Origin of the sequence: Paenibacillus foliorum (assembly GCF_013141765.1) — a bacterium.
GTDB classification, from domain to species: domain Bacteria; phylum Bacillota; class Bacilli; order Paenibacillales; family NBRC-103111; genus Paenibacillus_S; species Paenibacillus_S foliorum.
In genome coordinates this window covers 14,845-34,769 of the sequence record NZ_WHOD01000101.1, presented here as the reverse complement: position 1 = coordinate 34,769, position 19,925 = coordinate 14,845, and the positions used below count along the sequence as shown (strand labels likewise).

The window sequence follows — 19,925 nt, the reverse complement described above, 5'->3', positions numbered from 1 at the left end:
TATTATGTCTGATAAAGACCCATTTGTGAATGATCAAGAAGATATTAATCTATCTCTATTGAAGAGTATTAAACAAAAAAGAGAAACAAGAGTTGATAAGAAGAAGAAGGCAGCTAGTGTTATAACGGGTTCTGCTGTTTTGTTGGGATCTATCCTGCCAATGATGCAAACTCAGACGGCACATGCGGCTACAACAGGTACTATGGTTGTGGACAAGCGCTTTGCAGCTGCAGGCGAAACGGTGAAGATTACAGTTACGGATGCCGATAAATTTTTCAATACAAGCGCGACCGATGTAAATACGACACAGTTAGCCGTGGTATCCAATGATGAGACAGGCGGTAGAAATCCTCTCTATGTAACCTTGACCGAGACAACGGTTAATTCAGGGGTTTTCGAAGCCAATCTGAGATTGGTAGACCCATCTGCCTCAGTCGGAGGCAATGATATTAGAGTGGCAGATGGGGGAATAGTTACAATCCTCGATCCGAGTGTATTTGGGAATGATCTGCTAAATCCAGCAGTGCAAACTGTCGAGCGACGTGATCACGTAACTGGGGTGTTCCAAACCTTCGATAATACATCGAATGCTCCAATCGGTGATGTTATATATAGAGGCCAGGTAGTAAGAGTTGAATTGACAGATGATGACCTGAATACAGATAAAGCAACGACTCAGACCAAGACGGTTAACTTGACAACAACAGCTGGCTCTCTAGGTAGATCGATCACTTTGACTGAAAGCAGCCTGAACTCCAATGTGTTCGTAGGTACGTTCACGGTAGGAACGGATATTGACCCAGCTAACAATGCACCCATCTATATCGAGTATTTGGATGATAAGACAAAAGACAACTCATCAGCTACGATTACGAAACGTTTGGTTCGCAAAGAATTTTCATCATCTACACTGACTGTTACTCCGGTGAAGGCTGCATTCAATGAAGCTGTTACTGTGACCGTAACGGATAATGATTTGAATTTAGACGCAGCTAATATTGAGAATGTAAAGGTGAAGATCAGCTCCTCCGATGATTCCGCAGGGTTTGAGCTGACGCTTACAGAAACCTTAGTCGATTCAGGTATATTTAGCGGTAATTTCATTATGCAAGATACAACGATTGCAGGGCTTTCCCAAATTAAAGTTTTGAACGGAAATGCGGTTGAAGTTACTTACAATGACCTTAGAGATGGAACGGGCGCTGTTGCCACATTGACCCAATCGACGACTACTCGAAGGGATCATGTCAGCGGTACTGTTTCGGTGGATAAGAGCGTGGCTGCTGTTGGAGAAGTGATTACAGTCACGGCGAATGATGCTGACTTTAAAGACAACGGTAGTGGGGATACGATAACGGTCAAAGTCACATCACCTGCCAATCTCGTAGGAGTTGATTTGAATCTGATTGAAGCGGTTGATACGGGTGTGTTCACAGGCACATTTAGTATAGGCACAGGTGCCGGCAATCTTATAGATGCGGCTAATGGGGATACGGTTACGGTTACCTATACGGATGCGATCACAGCGGATAATTCAACAAATCAGCCAGTAACGGTCTCCTTGCAGCGTAAGGATACGATGACGGGACTAGTGACTTTTGAGCGGATTAATACAGCCGGTGAAGAGGTTATTGAAGTAACCTTGAAGGATACAGATTTGAATACAAATCCATTGGTGGCTGAGACGGCGACTGTTCAAGTTTCCTCCGTTGATGATCCGACAGGATTTCCTTTGATAGTGACTGAAGAAGGGGTAAACACGGGTGTGTTTACAGGGAAATTCATACCTGCTCGTGCTGCGACAAATGCGGCAGCAGTGCCGCCCAAATTGCATGTTTCTACATTTGATGTCAATATGACTGCAAGCTATGGCGATTTGAAGGACGTGGTTGGCAGCCCTCAAATGGTAACGACTACGTTTGCCAATCTACGAATTCCTGCAATTTCAAGTATTACGGCTGCAGAAGCTGGGGCGGTGGAGAACGGAGCTGGTGCCGGGGACACCCTTACAATAGTGTTTGATACACCAACGAATAAGTCAATCACTGACAGCAATGTTGAGACGGTCTTGCAGCTCCCAGCTGGTCGAACATTAGGAACCAATCCTGCCACTTCATGGAGCGCTGACGGTGCCTCTTTAGTTGTAACGCTAGCTTCGGATGCTGTTTTGTTTAAGGGTGATTCGATCACTATTGCAGCGAGTGCGGGTCTTAAAGACGCTGCGGGTGAAAGTGCGATTAGCTCGTCTGCGCATGCGATAGATAGCGGTTCATTTGGAACCATAGCCTTGGCGATGAGTTCGGCTATTGCAGGGTACGATAACACCACTTACCGTCAGGATGGACAATTCTTTGATGTGATCTTTAATGCGCCAACGAATAAAAAGTCTGGGGATTTGGTTACATTCAGCAAATTATCGGTGAACGGCTCTACTCTGGGAGGAACCGGCGGAAGCGCGGTTTGGCAGAATTCAACAACACTTCGTGTAACACTAGGTACAAATGCGACGGTTGTCGTCGGTAATACGATTACCTATGATACAACAGGTGAAAACTTATCGGATTATTCTGGCGAAACCGCTGCCCCTGCATCGATTCAGCAAACCATAGGAGGAAGCTTTGGTTCGAAAGTTCCAACTGTGTCCAGCATAACCGCTGATAATTCAGGTGTTGATTTGGGACCAAATGAAGGCGATATCGTGCGGGTAGTCTTTGATATCCCGACGAACGAACCCAACATTGTGTCCTTGAGCGCATTTGGATTAAGTTCAGGAATTTGGGGGAACTCCACGGTGTTGGGTTGGCTAGACAACAAAACCTTGGAGATTGAATTGGGATCGACAGCCAATGTGTTTGCAACGTCGGATTATAAAGTGACGATTGACTACTCTTTATTGACACTGAAGAACATTGGTGGAGAAGGTGCAGCGATCGGATCAAGTACTGCGATGGCAATTGCACCATCTTTCGGTAAGGGGACACTGCCAACGGTTATAACGGCTGCGACTACTTCGCCGTACGGTAATACGACATACCGACAAGGTGGCCAAAGCTTTGACATTAGCTTTAATCAACCAATCAATAAAAAGAGCGGCACTGCTACGCTTGCGAATATTACCTTGAATAATAGCCATACAATTGGCACAGCCGGGGCTGGAGCTAGTGCGGTATGGCAAGCGGATGGGAAGCTGCGTGTAACGTTAGGCACTGATGCGACGATTGTGCAAAACGATACCATTACGTATAACACAACGGGTGAAGGTATACAGGACCCATCCTTGGAGTCTGTGGAGTTAAGCGGGACATTAGACGCTGTGATTACAAGCAGCTTTGGTAGTAAAGTACCGGCCATTCATGCTGCGGGAGGTCTTGGATTAACAGGCATTGACGCAGCAAACGTCGGAGGCGGTATTGGGGCAGAGGCGTCAGATACCATTACAATTTATTTCGACACGCCGACCAACAAAGCCATATCAACAACAGCTGATTTGGGCTCGAAGGTAAGCTTGATTAAAGCTGCTGTAGGAAGCGGAAGCTTCGGTGATTCAGCAACGGTAAGCTGGGATATTACAGGAAAAGAAATGACGATTCACCTAGCTGGAACGGGCATTGATGTAAAGAAAGGCGATAGCGTGGTAATCGCAGCAAACGCATTAAAGAATGTCGGAAGCGAAGGAAGTATCCCACAGATTACCGCAGCAATTGGAGGTACATTTGGTATCGGAGTCCTTCCTGCGATCGATAGTATCGTTGCCACGAATGATACAGGCAACGGTGGTGCCAATCAGGGTGATAAGGTTACTGTTTACTTCACAGCAGTGACGGACAAGCCTTCAACAGCAAGTATTCTGAGCAGTATTACTTTAACCGCAGGACACACGTTCGGAACAGGTGCAACCGCTGCTTGGAGTGCGGACGGACAATCATTAATCATTACTCTGGGGTCTGGAGCAACGATAGCTGTTGGAGATACGGCAACGATTGGAACGGGCGCAGCAATCAAGGATGTTAGTGGTGAAGCTGTTACACCTATGAGTGGCTCAAACGCAATTACGGGAACATTTGGACAAATCGTTCAGCCTCTATTAAGTAATGTGTATGCAACGAATGGTGACGGCACTGCGAATGTGGCTAAGGGTGATACACTGGAATTTGTGTTTAATATACCGGTTGATCATTCAAGCTTTGATCCTTCGAAAATTTCGATAACAGATAGTACCGGAACCGCACGTGTTAATCCTTATGGAGCTTCGCCTAGTTATCGTTGGCTGGATCCAATCAATGGGTATGATACTCGTTTGCAAATTGTGTTTGGCGATAATCCTACAATGAAAATGACGGATACGGTAAACATTGCTGCATTGAATAATATTTTTGATGTAACTGGGACAACTGAAATTGCACCTGTCGTTAATAAGACCATCGGCATTAGCTTTGGTGTTGCAGTAGCACCTAATGTAACAAATGTGTACGCAGCGAATGGTGATGGTAAACCGACGGTAGGAGCCGGGGATCAGTTGGTGGTTGTATTCGATACACCGACCAATGGGGGAACGGTAGTTTTATCTAAATTTACCATCAACAATACCCATAAGCTGGGTGATTCTGCAACATCAAGCTGGAGCGCAGACAAGCTTCGCCTGACTATTACGTTAGGAGCCGACGCTAACCTTACAACGGCGGATAAGCTGACGATTGGAAGTGGAAGTGGGATATTTGAAGCAACGAACCAAGCAGCAATGCCTGGAACATCGGCATTGAGCATTGGAGGCAGCTTTGGTGTTGCAGTAGCACCGATAGTGACGAATGTTACAGCAACGAACGGAGATGGCAAGCCGACCGTAGGAGCTGGTGATAAATTAATCCTAACGCTGGATTCACCATCGAATGGAGCTCCTGTTACCTTGTCTGCATTGAACTTTGGTGGTCTTACTTTGGGTACGAATCCATCACAAGGCTGGAGCAGCGATAATCTGCGCTTGACCATCACGCTCGGTGCTGGAACGAATATCGAGACGATGAAAACAGTAGCTATCGCAGCAGGCAGCGGCATTAAAGATGGAGCAACAGGTACCGAAGAGTTGGTTGCCCAGAGCAGCATCATCGGAGGAAGTTTCGGTACAGCAGTCGCACCGGTAATAACAGCAATCAATGCGATAAATGGAGACGGTAAACCGACTGTAGGAGCCGGGGACAAGCTGCAGATCATTTTTGATACACCGACCAATGGTGGAATCGATTTGACGAAAATAGTCGTTGGCAACACCCACAATTTAGGTACAAATCCAACGCATTCATGGAGTGCTAATAATACTCACTTGACCATCGTATTAGGCAGCGATCCTACAATAACTACGAATGACAAGATCAGTATATTGGAATCGAACCTTATCAAGGATGCAACGAACAAGGAAGAGTTGGCTGCACAAAACGATATTAGTATCGTTGGAAGCTTCGGTGTTGCAGTAGCGCCGAATGTAACAAATGTGTACGCAGCGAATGGTGATGGTAAACCGACGGTAGGAGCCGGGGATCAGCTGGTGGTTGTATTCGATACTCCGACCAATGGAGGAACGGTAGTTTTATCTAAATTTACCATCAACAATGATCATACGTTGGGTACTTCATCAACATCAAGCTGGAGCACAGATAAGCTTCGCCTGACTATTACGTTAGGAGCCAACGCTAACCTTACAACGGCGGATAAACTGACGATTGAAAGCGAAAGCGGAATTTTTGAAGCAACCAACCAAGAAGCAATGCCTGGAACACCGGCGTTGAGCATTGGAGGCAGCTTTGGTGTTGCAGTAGCACCGATTGTGACGAAAGTTACGGCAATGAATGGAGATGGCAAGCCGACAGTAGGAGCGGGTGATAAATTAGTCCTGACATTGGATTCGCCATCGAACGGAGCTCCCGTTACCTTGTCTGCATTGAACTTTGGTGGTCTTACTTTGGGTACGAATCCATCACAAGGCTGGAGCAGCGATAATCTACGCTTGACCATCACGCTCGGTGCTGGAACGAATATCGAGACGATGAAAACAGTAGCTATCGAAACAGGTAGCCACATTAAAGATGGAGCAACAGGTACCGAAGAGTTGGTTGCACAGAGCAGCATCATCGGAGGCAGCTTCGGTACAGCGGTAGCACCGATGATAACAGCAATCAATGCGATAAATGGAGACGGTAAACCGACTGTAGGAGCGGGGGATAAGCTGCAGATCATCTTTGATGCCCCGACCAATGGTGGGAATATTACGGATTGGTCCCAAATAGTTGTAAGTAATTCTCATAATTTAGGGGTGGCCCCAGACTATGCGTGGAGTGCAAACAATACACACCTAACCATTGTATTGGGTAGTAATCCGACAATAACTACGGGTGACAAGATCAGTGTGGTGGCGTTGAGCGGTATATATGATGCAACGAATCAAGCTCCATTGGTGGATCAATCCAATATTTCTATAAACGGCGACTTTGGGGTAGCGAGTGCTCCGAACGTCACAGCTATTAACGCAATTGATAGCGATGGTACTGCATTAGTCGCACCAGGGGACAAACTGCAGATCATTTTCGATACACCAGTGCAATTAAAGAGCTTTACTTTAAACAACGTATTGGTGGATGGTGCAATTGGGAAATTCGGGAGCAGCGCAACCTATGTTTTAGATCCGACAAATAAAACCATTCTGACTATTACTTTGGGTGGAACCGGAATCGGCATTTCGAACTCCAGTTCGATTTCAATAAACGGCGGTATTTATGATGCAGCAAGCGGAACTCAGCTGCTGGCAAATGGTCTTTCATCACCAGCTCTCAAAGGTAGCTTCGGTACAGCAACAGCACCTAAAGTCGTGTCTGCGGTAGCCGTGGATCGTAATCGTTTGAATACTGTAGCAGGCGATGACATCGTAATTACGTTCGATTCTCCTACCAACTTTGCGACTCCACCGGCAGGGACAACAAATACTAAAAATTTGATTACTGTTACCGGCAGTACCTATAGTACTATAGGGGATTATGCCACTTTTAAGTGGACGGACAATAATCGAGTATTGACGGTTTCCCTGGCAACGTATTCGGGTTCCGTAACCGGAGCTGTTTACGCAAACCTGCAGATCGGAGATGTTCTTAATTTAACAAGCCTTGGAATCAAGGATGCAACGGGTACGGTTCCTGCGAATGCTTCCAGCATTATACTGGGCGGAAGCTTCATGCCGGCTATCCTTCCGAAATATACGAACGCTTTGGCTACAAGCAACAATCGTGATTCGGCAAACAACATATTGGGAACGATCGAATTATTATTTGGTACGGAAATGGATAAAACTATCAAGGCCGATGTATCGAAAATTATCATCTCCAATAACCATACACTCGGTGCAAACGCAAAAGCTGAATGGAGTTCCGGAACTGTGCTCTCTATAACGATATCTTCAGACGCAACGGTACAGACTGGAGATACAATAGATCTATCGAAGCTTAACCTGATGGATAGCAATCATTTTGCATATCTGACCGGAGCATCGGCCATACAAACCTTGAGTGGTACCTTCGGTACGGTGATTGATCCGGTATTGAGCCGAATTGATATCATTAACGACGGTACGGCCAAAGTGGAAGGTGACCAACTAATTTTCAGATTCAGTACGGCAGTGAATCATGCAGCGTTTGACTATACGAAAATTAGTGTGAATAACGGGCATACGTTAGGGGCCTTGGATGCTTCTAAAGTCAATTGGAACTCCACTAGCTCCGAGTTGACCCTAACTCTAGGTGCGGGAGCTAACATTAAAGACGGAGATACTGTCACTATTGCAGCAGGCAGCGGAATCAAGGATATTTCCGGCTTCAAGGAGCTGGCACCCGTATCTCTAATACCAGTGGGTACGTTTGGTACTACAGCAGCCCCGGCTGTTATCAGCGTGAATGCTTCTAACGATGGAGCCAATCCAGGGGCAGGAGAAGGAGATAAGCTCACGATTACGTTTGCTTCGAATACGAATGGGGTAACCGGAGGTATTCTGGATGTTTCGAGCTTGTCCAGTGTTTTGGGAGCGAACGCAGTTGGGAAATGGTTAAATCCGAGAACATTGGAAATCACGTTAGGGAAACAGGGATCTAATCCTACATTGAAGGATAATGGTACCCTTACATTAGATTCCCTTAACATTACCGATGTAACGATGGCGGCCAAAGTAACCGGCACGTATGTAATCGGAGGCTCCTTCGGTCAAGCGAACATTCCTAAGGTGTTTAGTATTGTGGCTTCGAGCGCTGACACTAGTAAAACTACATCTGCAATCAGCAACGGCGATATCTTGACCATCACGTTTGACATGCCTACTAATCAAAGCGGCGAGTTGCTGAATGCTGCTACGGTGAATCAATTCGTCAAATTCGGAACACAGGCAAATCAGAAGGTTTTGGGAGCCAGCTATAGTGGCAGATGGAGTGACAACGGTAAGACTCTTACGATTACGGTAACGGATGTCACGGGTTCAACTATTCAAATTGGGGATAGCATCACCGTGTCCGGTTTGAAAAATGCATTAGGCACATCTATCGAAAGTATGGATACATTGGCGCTTAGCGGTATTTTTGATGGAAGGCAGTTCGCGATAGCTTCTAGCAAAATGAGTTCCGGTGGAAATGGGAACCTGACTGTAAGCATCACAATTCAACCGGTAAAAGATCATGCAGGGACCGAAGTCGTTATATTCGAGCTTACAAGGGGAACGGGTACCACACAGGTGCCGGTACAACTGATAGCATCTCAGCAAGATATAGTTGGGAATACGGTGATTACACAGTCATTCGATAACATTCCTGGTACTCTTTCGGATTACACAGTGAAGGCGTATCTCTTCGATAACATTAACGGTACAACCGGCTCGCAACTGTTGAGTCAAGTCGTTTCAATGAAGATTCAATAATGGAGTTAGGATGGTGGAGAGATCACTCTCTCCATCCTCCTCAATTTCCACATAAGAAGGGATGATCATTCAAGTGATGAAAAAATCGCTTATCCCCGGAGTAATTCTGGGACTACTAGCTGCAAGCATAACTCCAATTGCACCAACTGCATTAATTGCTTCTGTTTATGCAGCAACCATACCCGTATCCATTTCTACCAGCAGTACTTCCTATATTTCCGGAAACCAGCTGCGTATTACAGGAAATGCCCCAGAGGGGAAAGACATTACTTTTAAAATGATGGATAGCGCCGGTTATGTTGTTCATGTGGACGCCCTATATGGCAAAGATAATAAAGGGCAATTCGCTTTTGAATTTACACTGCCTTCCAATAAAACGGGGGCAATGACAATCATCGCAGGTTACGGGGGCGGTAGCGGGGAGTTTGCAATTAAGAATATAACCGTGACCAGTTCTCCTACCACGCCTGGAGGCGGCGGTGGTGGAGGCGGCGGCGGTGGCGGTGGCACACCGCCTGTAACTCAACCCAGTACAGATAATTCGCAAGGAACCGTTAACTTGACAGGAGCGATTAAGGAGTCCTCAGCGAATGGGATTGTAACAGTTACATTCGATACTTCAAAGCTGACGAATCTCATTACTTCTTCGGCTACCTCGGAATCGAAAGTGTTTGTTTTGGATGTGAAGGAAACCGGCAATACGGTAAAAATGGAATTGAATACGCAGGTGTTGAGTTTGCTTGCTACTAAAAATGAGGATATAGTGCTGCAAGTGAAAACAAGCATAGGCTCCTATAACCTCCCTCTCAAGCAACTGGATATTGCTGCTATAGCTCGAGAGCAGGGCGTTTCAACGAATGATGTGAAGATTGTCATTTCTATCGATAAAGTACAGGCTGACAAAGCTGCTGTTGTTAACACGGCTGCTACGAATCAGGGCTGGCAAGTATTGAGCGTGCCTGTAGATTATTCAATATCCATTGTTGCAGGTGATGGTTCTACCAAACTGATCAATTCTTTTACTCGATATATAGAACGATCGATCCCATTGCAATCAGCAGTGAATTCACAAACTGCGACAGGTGTTATGTACAACCAGGAAACCGGAGCCTTCAGCCCGGTACCGACTTTATTCAGCGGGGATAGTGCTGCACTATTCCGTAAAGGAAACAGTATTTATACCATTATTAACAATCCCAAAACATTTTCAGATATTAGCAGTCACTGGGCTAAGAACGATATCGAATTACTGGCAAGCAAACTCATTGTTAACGGCATAGAGAAGGATAAGTTTGCTCCAGACAATAGCATCACACGAGCTGAATTTGCGGCGTTGCTCATACGATCATTGGCCGTTGAAGAAGTAAAGGCAGCAGGCTTTACTGATGTTACCTCCGCAGATTGGTTTTCTGGAGCGGTAGGAGCAGCTAAAACAGCGCAATTGATCTCGGGTTTTGAGAACGGTACTTTCCAACCCAATGCCAAGATTACACGTGAACAAATGGTAACCATGATTATAAGGGCATTCCAATTTGCTGGTAAAGAAGTAGCTTCCGATACTACGGTAATCGATAAGTTTACGGATCGTGCCACCATCTCGGATTGGTCGAAGGATGCAGTTGCCAAATCCATTACTGCGGGTGTCATTCAGGGAATGACGGATACGACTTTTGCTCCTCAAGAAAATGCAACTCGTGCTCAAGGGACCTTGATGCTAGAAAGAATGCTTCAATATCTGCAATTTATAAATAAATAGATAACGAGGAAATAAGCTGGATCTTCGCGAAAAATAGGCGAAATAGATCCAGCTTATTCAATATCTGCTCATAATTATAAGAATGATAAGCCTATGGATGGAGGTGTTAAATGACAATCCTAGACACAAAGCTGCATGTCCCTCATGTACGAAATAAGCTGCTTGTTGAACGTCCCTTACTCATTCAGTCTCTTAATGAAGGATTAAATACCAAGCTGACCGTTCTAACGGCTCCGGCAGGTTATGGGAAGACGACAGCCTTGGGAGAGTGGCTGCAGCATTGCAGCTGCCCTGCGGTATGGGTCTCCTTAGACCGCCACGATAACGATCTTGTTCAATTTTGGAGATACGTGCTTGCAGCTGTTGAGCGTGAGTATCCAGATTTAGGTGGAGGGATAAATTCGCATTATGATAACCTGATATCAGGTGTATTTGAGCCCTTTTTAGCGGAGCTTCAGAATGGATTTGCCTGTATTTCCGGTGAGCTGGTACTTATTTTTGATGACTTCCATCTAATCGAGCTGGCCTCTATACATGCCTCACTGGGGTATTTACTTGAGCATTTACCCTCCAATATCCATCTCTATATAGCAAGTCGATCAGAGCTTCCTTTTCCTGTAGCAAGAATGCGGGCCAAAGGAGAGCTGCATAAAATTGTTATTCAGGATTTAAGGTTTCAATTGGATGAAGGGGGGCGCTACCTTCATGGTTCTATGGAGCTGTCATTGTCAGATGAAGAGGTATTACAGCTAGTAACCTGCACGGAGGGTTGGATCAGTGGGTTACATCTGGCGGCGCTTTCTTTGAAAAGCAGCGAGGATCCTTCTAGATTTATTATAGAATTTGGCGGCCAACATCGCGATATTTCTAATTATTTGCTGGAGGAGCTCTTTCAACAGCAGTCTGAAGAAATCCAAAACTTTTTGCTAAGTACATCGGTATTAGTCAGGATGAATCGTTCATTATGTGAGGCTGTTACCGGTTTGGGTAACTGTCAGGAACGATTGGACAAGATGGATCGGCTTCATTTATTCGTGATTCCCTTGGATGAGCAGAGAGAGTGGTATCGCTATCACCAATTATTTGCCGAATTTTTACAGCAGCAGTTGCGGCATAAGTATCCGGATAAGTGGGCAGAGGCGCATGGGAATGCGGCTAGATGGCTTGAAAACCATGGATTAATAGAAGAAGCCATAGAGCACTTGCTTACAGGTGGCCACTACGCTGCAGCCGCATCCTTAATCGAGCTCCATTTGTTAGACCTACAATTAAAGAAGACGTTGCTGCATCGCTGGGTAAACATGCTGCCTGATGCTTACATGGAGATGAACCCTGGTATTCAATGCTTTCTTATAAAAACGATGGCAGGAGCAGGGGAAGTGGCGTTGGCTGAAGCCAAGCTGCAGGTGATACAGGATAAGCTGTCCGACCCGATGTGGCAGCCTTGGGTGAATTCCATTTTACTTATGGCGAGTGAAATTGCCATGTACCGTAAAGACATTAAGCGAGCGTCAGAATATCTGGAGGTATTTGAGCGGCACGCACCGGAAGGCAGCCATCTGCAAATGATGACGGGCAATGTGTTCCGAGACACGGACTACGAAACCTTGTTAGCTTTTATCAACGATCTCCATGAGGGGGCAGGGTATTTCCTGAAATGGATCAAGGTTTGGGAGAGAAAAGAAAATTATCCGTTCGTGGGATACTTCTATCGTGCTTACAGTGAGGTATTGTATGAGTGGAATCGGCTGGAAGAAGCAGAAATGTATGTAGAGCGGGTGCTTCAGCAAAAACAGATGGAGCCTTATGGTCGTATATTAGTTCAAGCCTCTATTACAGCTGCAAGGATAAGCCGTGCTAAGGGGAATCCTGGCAGAGCATTCGAGCTGTTAGAACAGGTAAAGCCTAGGATTAACTCGCCGGATAAGCAGGTTTTTATGAGGATGCTGGATTCAGAGAAGGCTTCATTATCGCTGCTCGAAGGCTATGCCGATGAGGCTGGTGCTTGGCTCCATTCCTGTGGATTGAAGAGTACAGATAACATTCAAATGAATCAAATAAGCATGTATATTCATCTGACCAAAGCGCTTGCGGCAAGCGGACAAGCTTCTGAAGCCTTGAGGTTGCTTGATCGGCTATACCGTATAGTGGAGGGGGATCGGCCTCATGATAAAATACGGGTGCTGATTTTACAAAGCGTGCTGCTTTACCAAAAGGGAGATGCGCCAGCTGCGTTGATGAAGCTAGAGGCAGCTTTGCACCTAGCTGAGCCACAAGGATACTTGCGCAGCTTCATTGATGAAGGGCCGGTGCTCGTAAAGCTGCTATCGGAGTACTTGTATATGCGGCAGCATAGCTTTATCCGCAGCTCGTCTGAGGTCTCTTTGATTTATATTAAGCGACTGGTGCAAATGATGAGTATTCATGCAGATGGCACCATGCAGCTTGTGCCTCTATTGACGAAGCAGGAAAAAAGGATTTTAGAGATGATCGAGCAAGGATGGTTAAATAAGCAAATGGCTCAGCAGCTGAAGGTGAAACCGGAAACGATCAAATCGCATATGAAAAATATATACAAAAAGCTAGACGTCAACAGCAGATTGCAGGCGCTGCAGCGAGCCAAAGAACTGAGGGTATTGTAGAACGGAAACGCACACTAGAATGCAGAAGCAATGTTCATGCAATGGGAATGCAAGTCGTGCACAGACTGTTGTTAATCTAAAGTATAGAGATTCGCTACAAATACCGTCACGAGTGAACTGCGCCTCCAATTGTTAGTTGCGTCTAACAATTGGGGCGCAGTTCAGTATCGTGGCGGTATTTGCATGTTTCCCCGCTATCTGGGGTTTGATTTCTAAGACAAGTGAACAACAAGCTTGAAGGTCCTTCTTGGATTTAGGTCTATCGCTACGTACGTTATTTCCCAACCTACTGTAGCCTATAGTCGTCAATCTTGGCATCGTCCTCCCAGACTTCTAGAAAGAGCGCATCACAATCGTCAAAGTCGGATGGCAGTAATGCCAGTATTTTCTCCTCATCTGTGCTGACAAAAACATTGTCCATCTGGTCTTCTCTCAGTGCTATTACAACATAGATTTTCATGCCTAAGATCCTCCAATAAGAATGGTATCAGCGAATTATAGCATAAATGATAAGTGGTAGCACGGTTCCCAGATTTCAGCGTCATAGTCAGGCCAATTGAATTTATCCAACTAATAAGATATATTAGGTACTAACTAATAATATAAGTAATTACCTAATAAAATAAGGTTGTAACTAACTAATTTCTGCGTGAGGAGTTGTCAACAATGCTTGAATGGATGTTAAGAAAGGTGATGGCGGATAGAGGAATATGGTCAGGTGCGGCTTTGGCACGGCTGCTGAAGGAAAGAGCCAACTACAGTCTATCTGCTCCTTCCATTAGCGCCTTGTTATCCAGCCAGCCAAAGCAAATGAAGGCAGATACGTTGGACGCATTATGTACAGCTTTAAAATGTTCCCCGGGCGAGTTATGGGTATACACATCACCTAAGGAAGCTGAAGGTGCATAACGATGAGTGTTAAAGATATCGTTCCATTTGGAGACCCGATTTTACGTAAAACAGCTAAACCCGTTGATGTCGTCAATTCGAAGATAATAAAACTGCTGGAGGATATGGCCGAAACCTTGTACGCCACAGATGGACGTGCCGGACTTGCAGCGCCTCAGGTTGGAATCCTTAGAAGAATCATAGTTATGGATTGTGGAGATGGTTTAATCGAGCTAATTAATCCACAGATTGTTGCAGCTAGCGGGGAGCAGCTCGGACCTGAGGGTTGTTTGTCCTATCCGGGGTATTATGGAAATGTGAAGAGGGCCGACTACGTCAAAATAACAACCCTTAACAGACACGGTAAGTCCTTGGAGTTAGAGGGTAATGGATTTCTTGCCAGGTGTATTCAGCATGAAATCGACCATTTAAACGGTGTACTGTTTATCGACCATGTTCAAGATCAATGGCTCTATCATGAGCAAAAGAAACAAAAAGTCAGCGTGCTTGAAGTAATTAAATTAGCCAATCAGTGAATTTAGAAAATTTAGTAACAACCCTAGGTGCAACCTTTTCTTTCCAGCATCGTCTATAACAGCGTATGACAAAGGAGGTCCAATTCAATGGATACAGCACGAATTACGATGGCTGAAGCGTTGTCTGTAAGAGCAGCTATTGGTCGGAAATTACATCAGTTGTTTCACGAAAGAAATATGAACAGTACGTCTATTATAGAAAAAGGGGAGACGGCTGAGATACCGACAAGATCTGTGGATGTTCTCACCCGAGAGATTGATGCCGTAAATGCCGATTTTCGCAAAATTGATGTGTTGCTGGCCAAAGCTAACATTGAACGCACGATTGTTTGGGATGGACAGCCGATTACTATACTGGAAGCCATCGAGCTAGCCAAGCAAACAAGAATGGAAATTCAGCAGCTGGGGTCGCTTGGCAACCGTAAAAAATTAGAGCGTCAAACGCAGCGCTCAGGATTTGGCGAAAGTGCTACAAGCTTATTTACGGTAGCTCTTTACGATCCAGAGGCATACCGCAGTGAGTCGCTGAAGAAGGAACGGGAAGTGACGAAGCTTTCGTCATTAATTGAGCAATCTAACCATCTGCATTATATAGATTTCGATGCTTCTGCTTATATGGGATAGCTAGCCATAGTCAGGGTAATTCTACCCGGCTTCGTGTCTGCAATCGGAATAGGATCATTTGCAGATAGGGAGCCGGTGAGAATCCGGCGGCAGGAAAGTGGGGAAACCGTTTGTTGTTTGTCGGATACAAACAAATACAATTATTCGATGATGAATCCTCTGAGAGACGGATTACGATTATTCGATTATACGCTGTAACAGTTAACGTCTTACGGACTTATATGAAAAATAATGAATCCCCGTTTCCTGTCGGGGCCGGCATGGGTTTTCCTGTGTCGGCCTTTTTGCAATAAAAAAGTGTAAAAAATAAGCCTCCAACACCACTCTACAGTGGGGCTGGAGGCTTCCTCGTTTATGATTGTAGACTTATTTTACCGTCTTATTGTATGTGCCTAATTTGCCGGAAATTTCTTTCGCGGCAGCGTCCAAGGCTTCCTTAGGCTGCTTTTTACCATTCAGAACTTCTTCAATTGCACCTTCGGTCAGCTGGCGAGCCTCAGGGAATACACCCATTACTGCTCCTTGAGTTGCCGTGTTAGCTTTTGTAGAATGAAGCTGGTCAACAGCCGTTTTTAGCTGCGGATATTTAATCAGGTTGTCTTTCACGGTTTGCTCGTCATATGCTTTTTTCGTAATTGGGAAATAGCCTGTGTTTACGTGCCAGTAAGCTTGCTGCTTCGGCTCTCCCAGGAATTTAATGAAGTCCCAAGCCGCTTTTTGCTCATCATCCGTACGGTTGTTCAAGATGTACAAGCTTGCGCCGCCAACAATAACGCCGCCGTCTTTTGCATCGGATGGTTTCGGAAGGAAGCCGGTGCCTACTTGGAATTTACCTTGCGCTCCGTCTACGATACCGCGAAGGGAGCCAGTTGAATCAAGTGTCATACCGACTTGGCCTGCAATGAACGCTTTTTTGGTATCATCGGTTTTGCGTCCAAGGTTCAACGCGGTTTTATCATCAACCATTTGCTTCCACCAAGCAAGAGTTTTTACACCTGCATCGCTGTTAATCATGGACTCGGTAGCCAAAGCTTTGCGGCCGTTGCCGTTGTTCAGCAGATCTGCACCTTGATTAGCGAAGAATTGCTCCATGAACCAACCGTAAATAGCGAAGGAAGCGCCGGATTTACCGTCTTTCGTCAATGCTTTAGCTGCTTTAGCGACTTCTTCGTAAGTAGCTGGAGGTTTTTCTGGATCAAGTCCTGCTGCTTTAAACATATCTTTGTTGTAGTAAAGGATTGGATTGGACGTATTGAAAGGCATCGCGTTCAGCTTGCCGTCAATTTTATAATAATTGAGAATGTTTTCTTCAAACTGAGACAGATCGTATTTCTCCAGGTCAATAAATTTTTGCATAGGAGTAATGGCTTTGGAATCGATCATGAAACGGCTGCCGATTTCAAATACTTGAATGAGCGCAGGGCCGCTTTTGGAGTCCATGGATGCCTTCATTTTGTTCAAGCTTTCATCGTAGGTTCCTTGGAAAACAGCTTCAACAATAACATTTTTCTGGGATGCGTTATAGTCGGCGACTAGCTTGTCGATTGCTTTGCCGAGCTCACCGCTCATCGAATGCCACCAAATGACCTTTACCGGCCCCTTACTGCTAGCTGGTGCAGGTGCTGCTGCATCTTTGTTTCCACTGCTCGCTGCTGGCTGGCTTCCCGTGCTGCCGCATGCTGCCAAAAACACCATCATAACCGCCATACACAAGGTGATCAGGCTTCTCATATTGATTCTTTTCAAAGTGGTGCTTTTCATTTGTAAGGTTCGCTCCCTTTAATTTGTAGTTGAGTAAATGTATATAGAGCGCCTAAGCAGAACGGCGCATTATAATTCTCAATGCAAACGTCAGCCCTTGACTGCTCCGGCAGTAATGCCGCGGACAAGCTGTTTGATTCCAAGCGCGAGCAGCAATAAGGAGGGCAGCAGCACTAATGTAACTCCGGCTAGTACGAGATTCCACGAGGTCATTTCCTCGAATTGCAGCATGCTGATACCGATCTGTACGGTGCGCATATTCTCTCCGTTAGTGATAAGCAACGGCCACAGGTACATATTCCAATGAGTCAGGAAGGAATACACTCCAAGTGTGGCTAAAGCGGGACGGGACAAGGGCAGCACCAGTCGGAAAAAGCTTCGAATATGCCCGCAGCCATCCATTTTCGCAGCTTCGAACAATTCGCCGGGCAATTGAAGGAAGAATTGGCGAAGCAGGAAGGTACCGAAAGCGGTAGCGAGAAACGGGATGATCAATCCTTCGTAGCTATCCAGCCAGCCCCAGCTTTTAATCGTTAAATAGTTGGGAATCATGGTGACTTCCCAAGGAATCATCATGGTGGAGAGGAACAGGGCGAACAGTACCGTTTTACCCGTGAATCTTAGAAAAGCAAATGCATAAGCGGCCAAGCTTGCAGTGAATATCTGCCCGATCATGATGGCGGTCGAGATCATGAAGCTGTTCGTAATGAACTTAAAGATCGGGACGAGCTGCGTTACTTGCAGCAGGTTATCCCAGTACAGCCCTCCAGGAAACAGCTTAGGCGGATAGGACGAAGATTCAGCCTGTGTCATGAATGTAGCGGAGAGGGTAAACAGTATGGGATACAGCATCAGTGCAGCGGCAATCCCGAGCACGATGTAGATGGCTGTATTTTGCAAACGTGAGGTCATTGATAATGCACCTTCTTTTCAAAGAATTTGAACTGAAGGAGGGTCAGAATCAGGATGATCGCGAACAATACAAGCGCTTGAGCACTGCCAATACCGAAGCGGAAGTTAATGAACGCATCCTGATAAATGTTGTAGACGACCACATCCGTCGTATTCATAGGGCCGCCTCTGGTCAAGATGTGAATTTGCCCGAACGATTGGAACGCACCGATCACCGATACAATAAAAACGAAGAATAGCGTTGGCGATACAAGGGGCAGAGTTAGCTGCACGAAGGTGCGTACAGGGCCGGAGCCATCGATTTTGGCACTATCATAGATGTCTTCCGACACTCCCTGAAGGCCGCTCAGCAGCACAATGTAATTGAAGCCAAGATTCATCCAGACGGTCATGACGGATATAGAGATCAATGCCCAAGCAGGGTCGGTCAGCCATCCGATTGGTTGGATGCCGCCCAAGCTTAGAAAGTAATTTAAAATCCCCACACTCGGGTGATACAGCATCATCCAGATGACCGAGCCGGTTCCGACGGAAATCGCGATGGGCAAGGAGAAAATGAATTGAAAAGCTCGCATGCCGCGAAGCTTGTTATGTGTCAATGCGGCTAGCAGCAGCGCGATAAGGATACAGGTCGGCACAGTCAGCAGGGTGAAGGATAAAGTCACCTTCAAGCTCTGATAAAACTTCTCGGACAGAAACAATTCCTGGAAGTTTTCCAATCCTACGTAAGCGGCAATTCGTCCTCGCGGGTCAGTCAAATGCAAGCTTAAGTAGACAGATTTAATCAATGGATAAAAGAGAAAAATGCCGAATAGTAGAAGAGAGGGAGCGAGAAAGAAGCAGGCGAGCAGATTCTCTCTGAACCGCATACTACGGAGACTTTGAACCCTGCTTATATGCTGCCGCGGACTTACTTCTGTGGGTGACGGCAGCCCGAGATCTTGTTTTAACAGACTCATTGATTGTTCACTCCTTACGGTTTTCACTAGGCTCATGGTGCATAAACGCGATGTTTGGTCAGGTGTACCTATGCTTGCAGGGGGTTGACTTGATCAGTATAACGAACGTATGTAAAGCATGAGTTAAGGGGATGTGAAGATATCATGGAGTAAGGGCTTTCCCTTTACAAAGTATTCACATGGTTAAGGCCGCTGAGTAGTTAGGAGACAGGGAGCAGCAGAAAATCTTTTTAACCCCGTGGATAGTTATGGTATTATATGGGTAACTAATGCCTCGAAGAATTGGACAAGCAGCACACGGTGATGGAGTGAGGAAAATAGCTATTATCATCAAGGAAGCAAGTAGAGAGGAAATGTCTGTCGTTCACCGAATTATGCATGAGGCTTTCGAACAATATGCCGGAGTACTTGTGCCGCCCTCAGGAGCTTTATCCGAAACCATCGAAGACATTCTCCATAAAATAGAAGGGCGCGGAGCGGCTATTCTAGTATGGGACGGGCTGGAGCCTGTGGGCTCTGCAAGATTTTATTATGTGGAAAATTACATGTACATTGGACGAGTAGCTGTCCTTCCGGCCCACAGAGGGAAGGGGATTGCCCGATACATGCTGTCGTACTTGGAGGAAATTGCCCGGAGCCATAGCTATTCGGAAACAAGGGTAGAGGTACGGTTATCATTGCCTGAAAATGTCGATTATTATAAGAAGCTTCAATATCAAATTATCAATGAGCAGAGTTATCCGGGTGGGGAAGACAGCTGGTATACGATGAGCAAATCAATATAAGCCGGAAAAGAAGGAATAAAGGTTTCCTGCAAGTCTGTGCAGAAATATAAATGGATTGCAGGTCTGGCTGACATATCATGTCATAATGAATGAATGTATTTGCATCTGCGAGTTTGGACAAAGC

The 19,925-nt window shown here is 45.7% G+C and carries 12 protein-coding genes; 8 read left to right on the top strand and 4 right to left on the bottom strand.

Features of this window, described 5'->3' with window-relative positions; all coding sequences use genetic code 11:
• Window positions 1-4 precede the first annotated feature (4 nt).
• From GC093_RS26345 to GC093_RS26335, 3 genes are all read left to right on the top strand, one after another.
• Complete coding sequence (locus GC093_RS26345; protein WP_171654901.1) at window positions 5-8,938, top strand: hypothetical protein; 8,934 nt, start codon at window positions 5-7, stop codon at window positions 8,936-8,938.
• Between the two features lie 76 nt (window positions 8,939-9,014).
• Entirely contained in the window at window positions 9,015-10,694 is a 1,680-nt protein-coding gene (locus tag GC093_RS26340) for an S-layer homology domain-containing protein (protein ID WP_246315396.1), read from the top strand.
• 110 nt (window positions 10,695-10,804) lie between these two features.
• Complete coding sequence (locus GC093_RS26335; RefSeq protein WP_171654899.1) at window positions 10,805-13,336, top strand: winged helix-turn-helix domain-containing protein; 2,532 nt, start codon at window positions 10,805-10,807, stop codon at window positions 13,334-13,336.
• Between the two features lie 286 nt (window positions 13,337-13,622).
• Here GC093_RS26335 and GC093_RS26330 read toward each other — a convergent pair whose 3' ends face one another.
• Window positions 13,623-13,796 (bottom strand): hypothetical protein, encoded by a 174-nt coding sequence (locus tag GC093_RS26330; protein ID WP_171654898.1) that lies wholly within the window; start codon window positions 13,794-13,796, stop codon window positions 13,623-13,625.
• Between the two features lie 206 nt (window positions 13,797-14,002).
• Here GC093_RS26330 and GC093_RS26325 point away from each other — a divergent pair, with 206 nt between their 5' ends.
• The 4 genes from GC093_RS26325 (at window position 14,003) to GC093_RS26310 (ending at window position 15,582) form a co-directional block, all read left to right on the top strand.
• Window positions 14,003-14,245, top strand: a complete 243-nt coding sequence (locus tag GC093_RS26325; RefSeq protein WP_171654897.1) for a helix-turn-helix domain-containing protein — start codon at window positions 14,003-14,005, stop codon at window positions 14,243-14,245.
• Window positions 14,246-14,247: 2 nt separating this feature from the next.
• Window positions 14,248-14,760, top strand: a complete 513-nt coding sequence (gene def / locus GC093_RS26320) for a peptide deformylase (RefSeq protein WP_171654896.1) — start codon at window positions 14,248-14,250, stop codon at window positions 14,758-14,760.
• Window positions 14,761-14,847: 87 nt separating this feature from the next.
• Window positions 14,848-15,384, top strand: a complete 537-nt coding sequence (locus GC093_RS26315) for a hypothetical protein (RefSeq protein WP_246315371.1) — start codon at window positions 14,848-14,850, stop codon at window positions 15,382-15,384.
• A 33-nt stretch (window positions 15,385-15,417) separates the two neighbouring features.
• Window positions 15,418-15,582, top strand: a complete 165-nt coding sequence (locus GC093_RS26310; RefSeq protein ID WP_171654895.1) for a hypothetical protein — start codon at window positions 15,418-15,420, stop codon at window positions 15,580-15,582.
• 168 nt (window positions 15,583-15,750) lie between these two features.
• Here the strand turns inward: GC093_RS26310 and GC093_RS26305 are convergent, their stop codons facing one another.
• The 3 genes from GC093_RS26305 to GC093_RS26295 form a co-directional block, all read right to left on the bottom strand.
• Complete coding sequence (locus GC093_RS26305; protein WP_246315369.1) at window positions 15,751-17,145, bottom strand: ABC transporter substrate-binding protein; 1,395 nt, start codon at window positions 17,143-17,145, stop codon at window positions 15,751-15,753.
• Window positions 17,146-17,235: 90 nt separating this feature from the next.
• On the bottom strand, window positions 17,236-18,057 hold the full coding sequence (locus GC093_RS26300) for a carbohydrate ABC transporter permease (RefSeq protein ID WP_171654894.1): 822 nt from the start codon (window positions 18,055-18,057) through the stop codon (window positions 17,236-17,238).
• On the bottom strand, window positions 18,054-18,926 hold the full coding sequence (locus tag GC093_RS26295) for a carbohydrate ABC transporter permease (RefSeq protein WP_246315394.1): 873 nt from the start codon (window positions 18,924-18,926) through the stop codon (window positions 18,054-18,056). Before GC093_RS26295 ends, GC093_RS26300 begins: the two co-directional genes overlap by 4 nt.
• Before the next feature lie 359 nt (window positions 18,927-19,285).
• Here GC093_RS26295 and GC093_RS26290 point away from each other — a divergent pair, with 359 nt between their 5' ends.
• Window positions 19,286-19,801, top strand: a complete 516-nt coding sequence (locus tag GC093_RS26290) for a GNAT family N-acetyltransferase (RefSeq protein WP_171654892.1) — start codon at window positions 19,286-19,288, stop codon at window positions 19,799-19,801.
• Window positions 19,802-19,925: the final 124 nt, after the last annotated feature.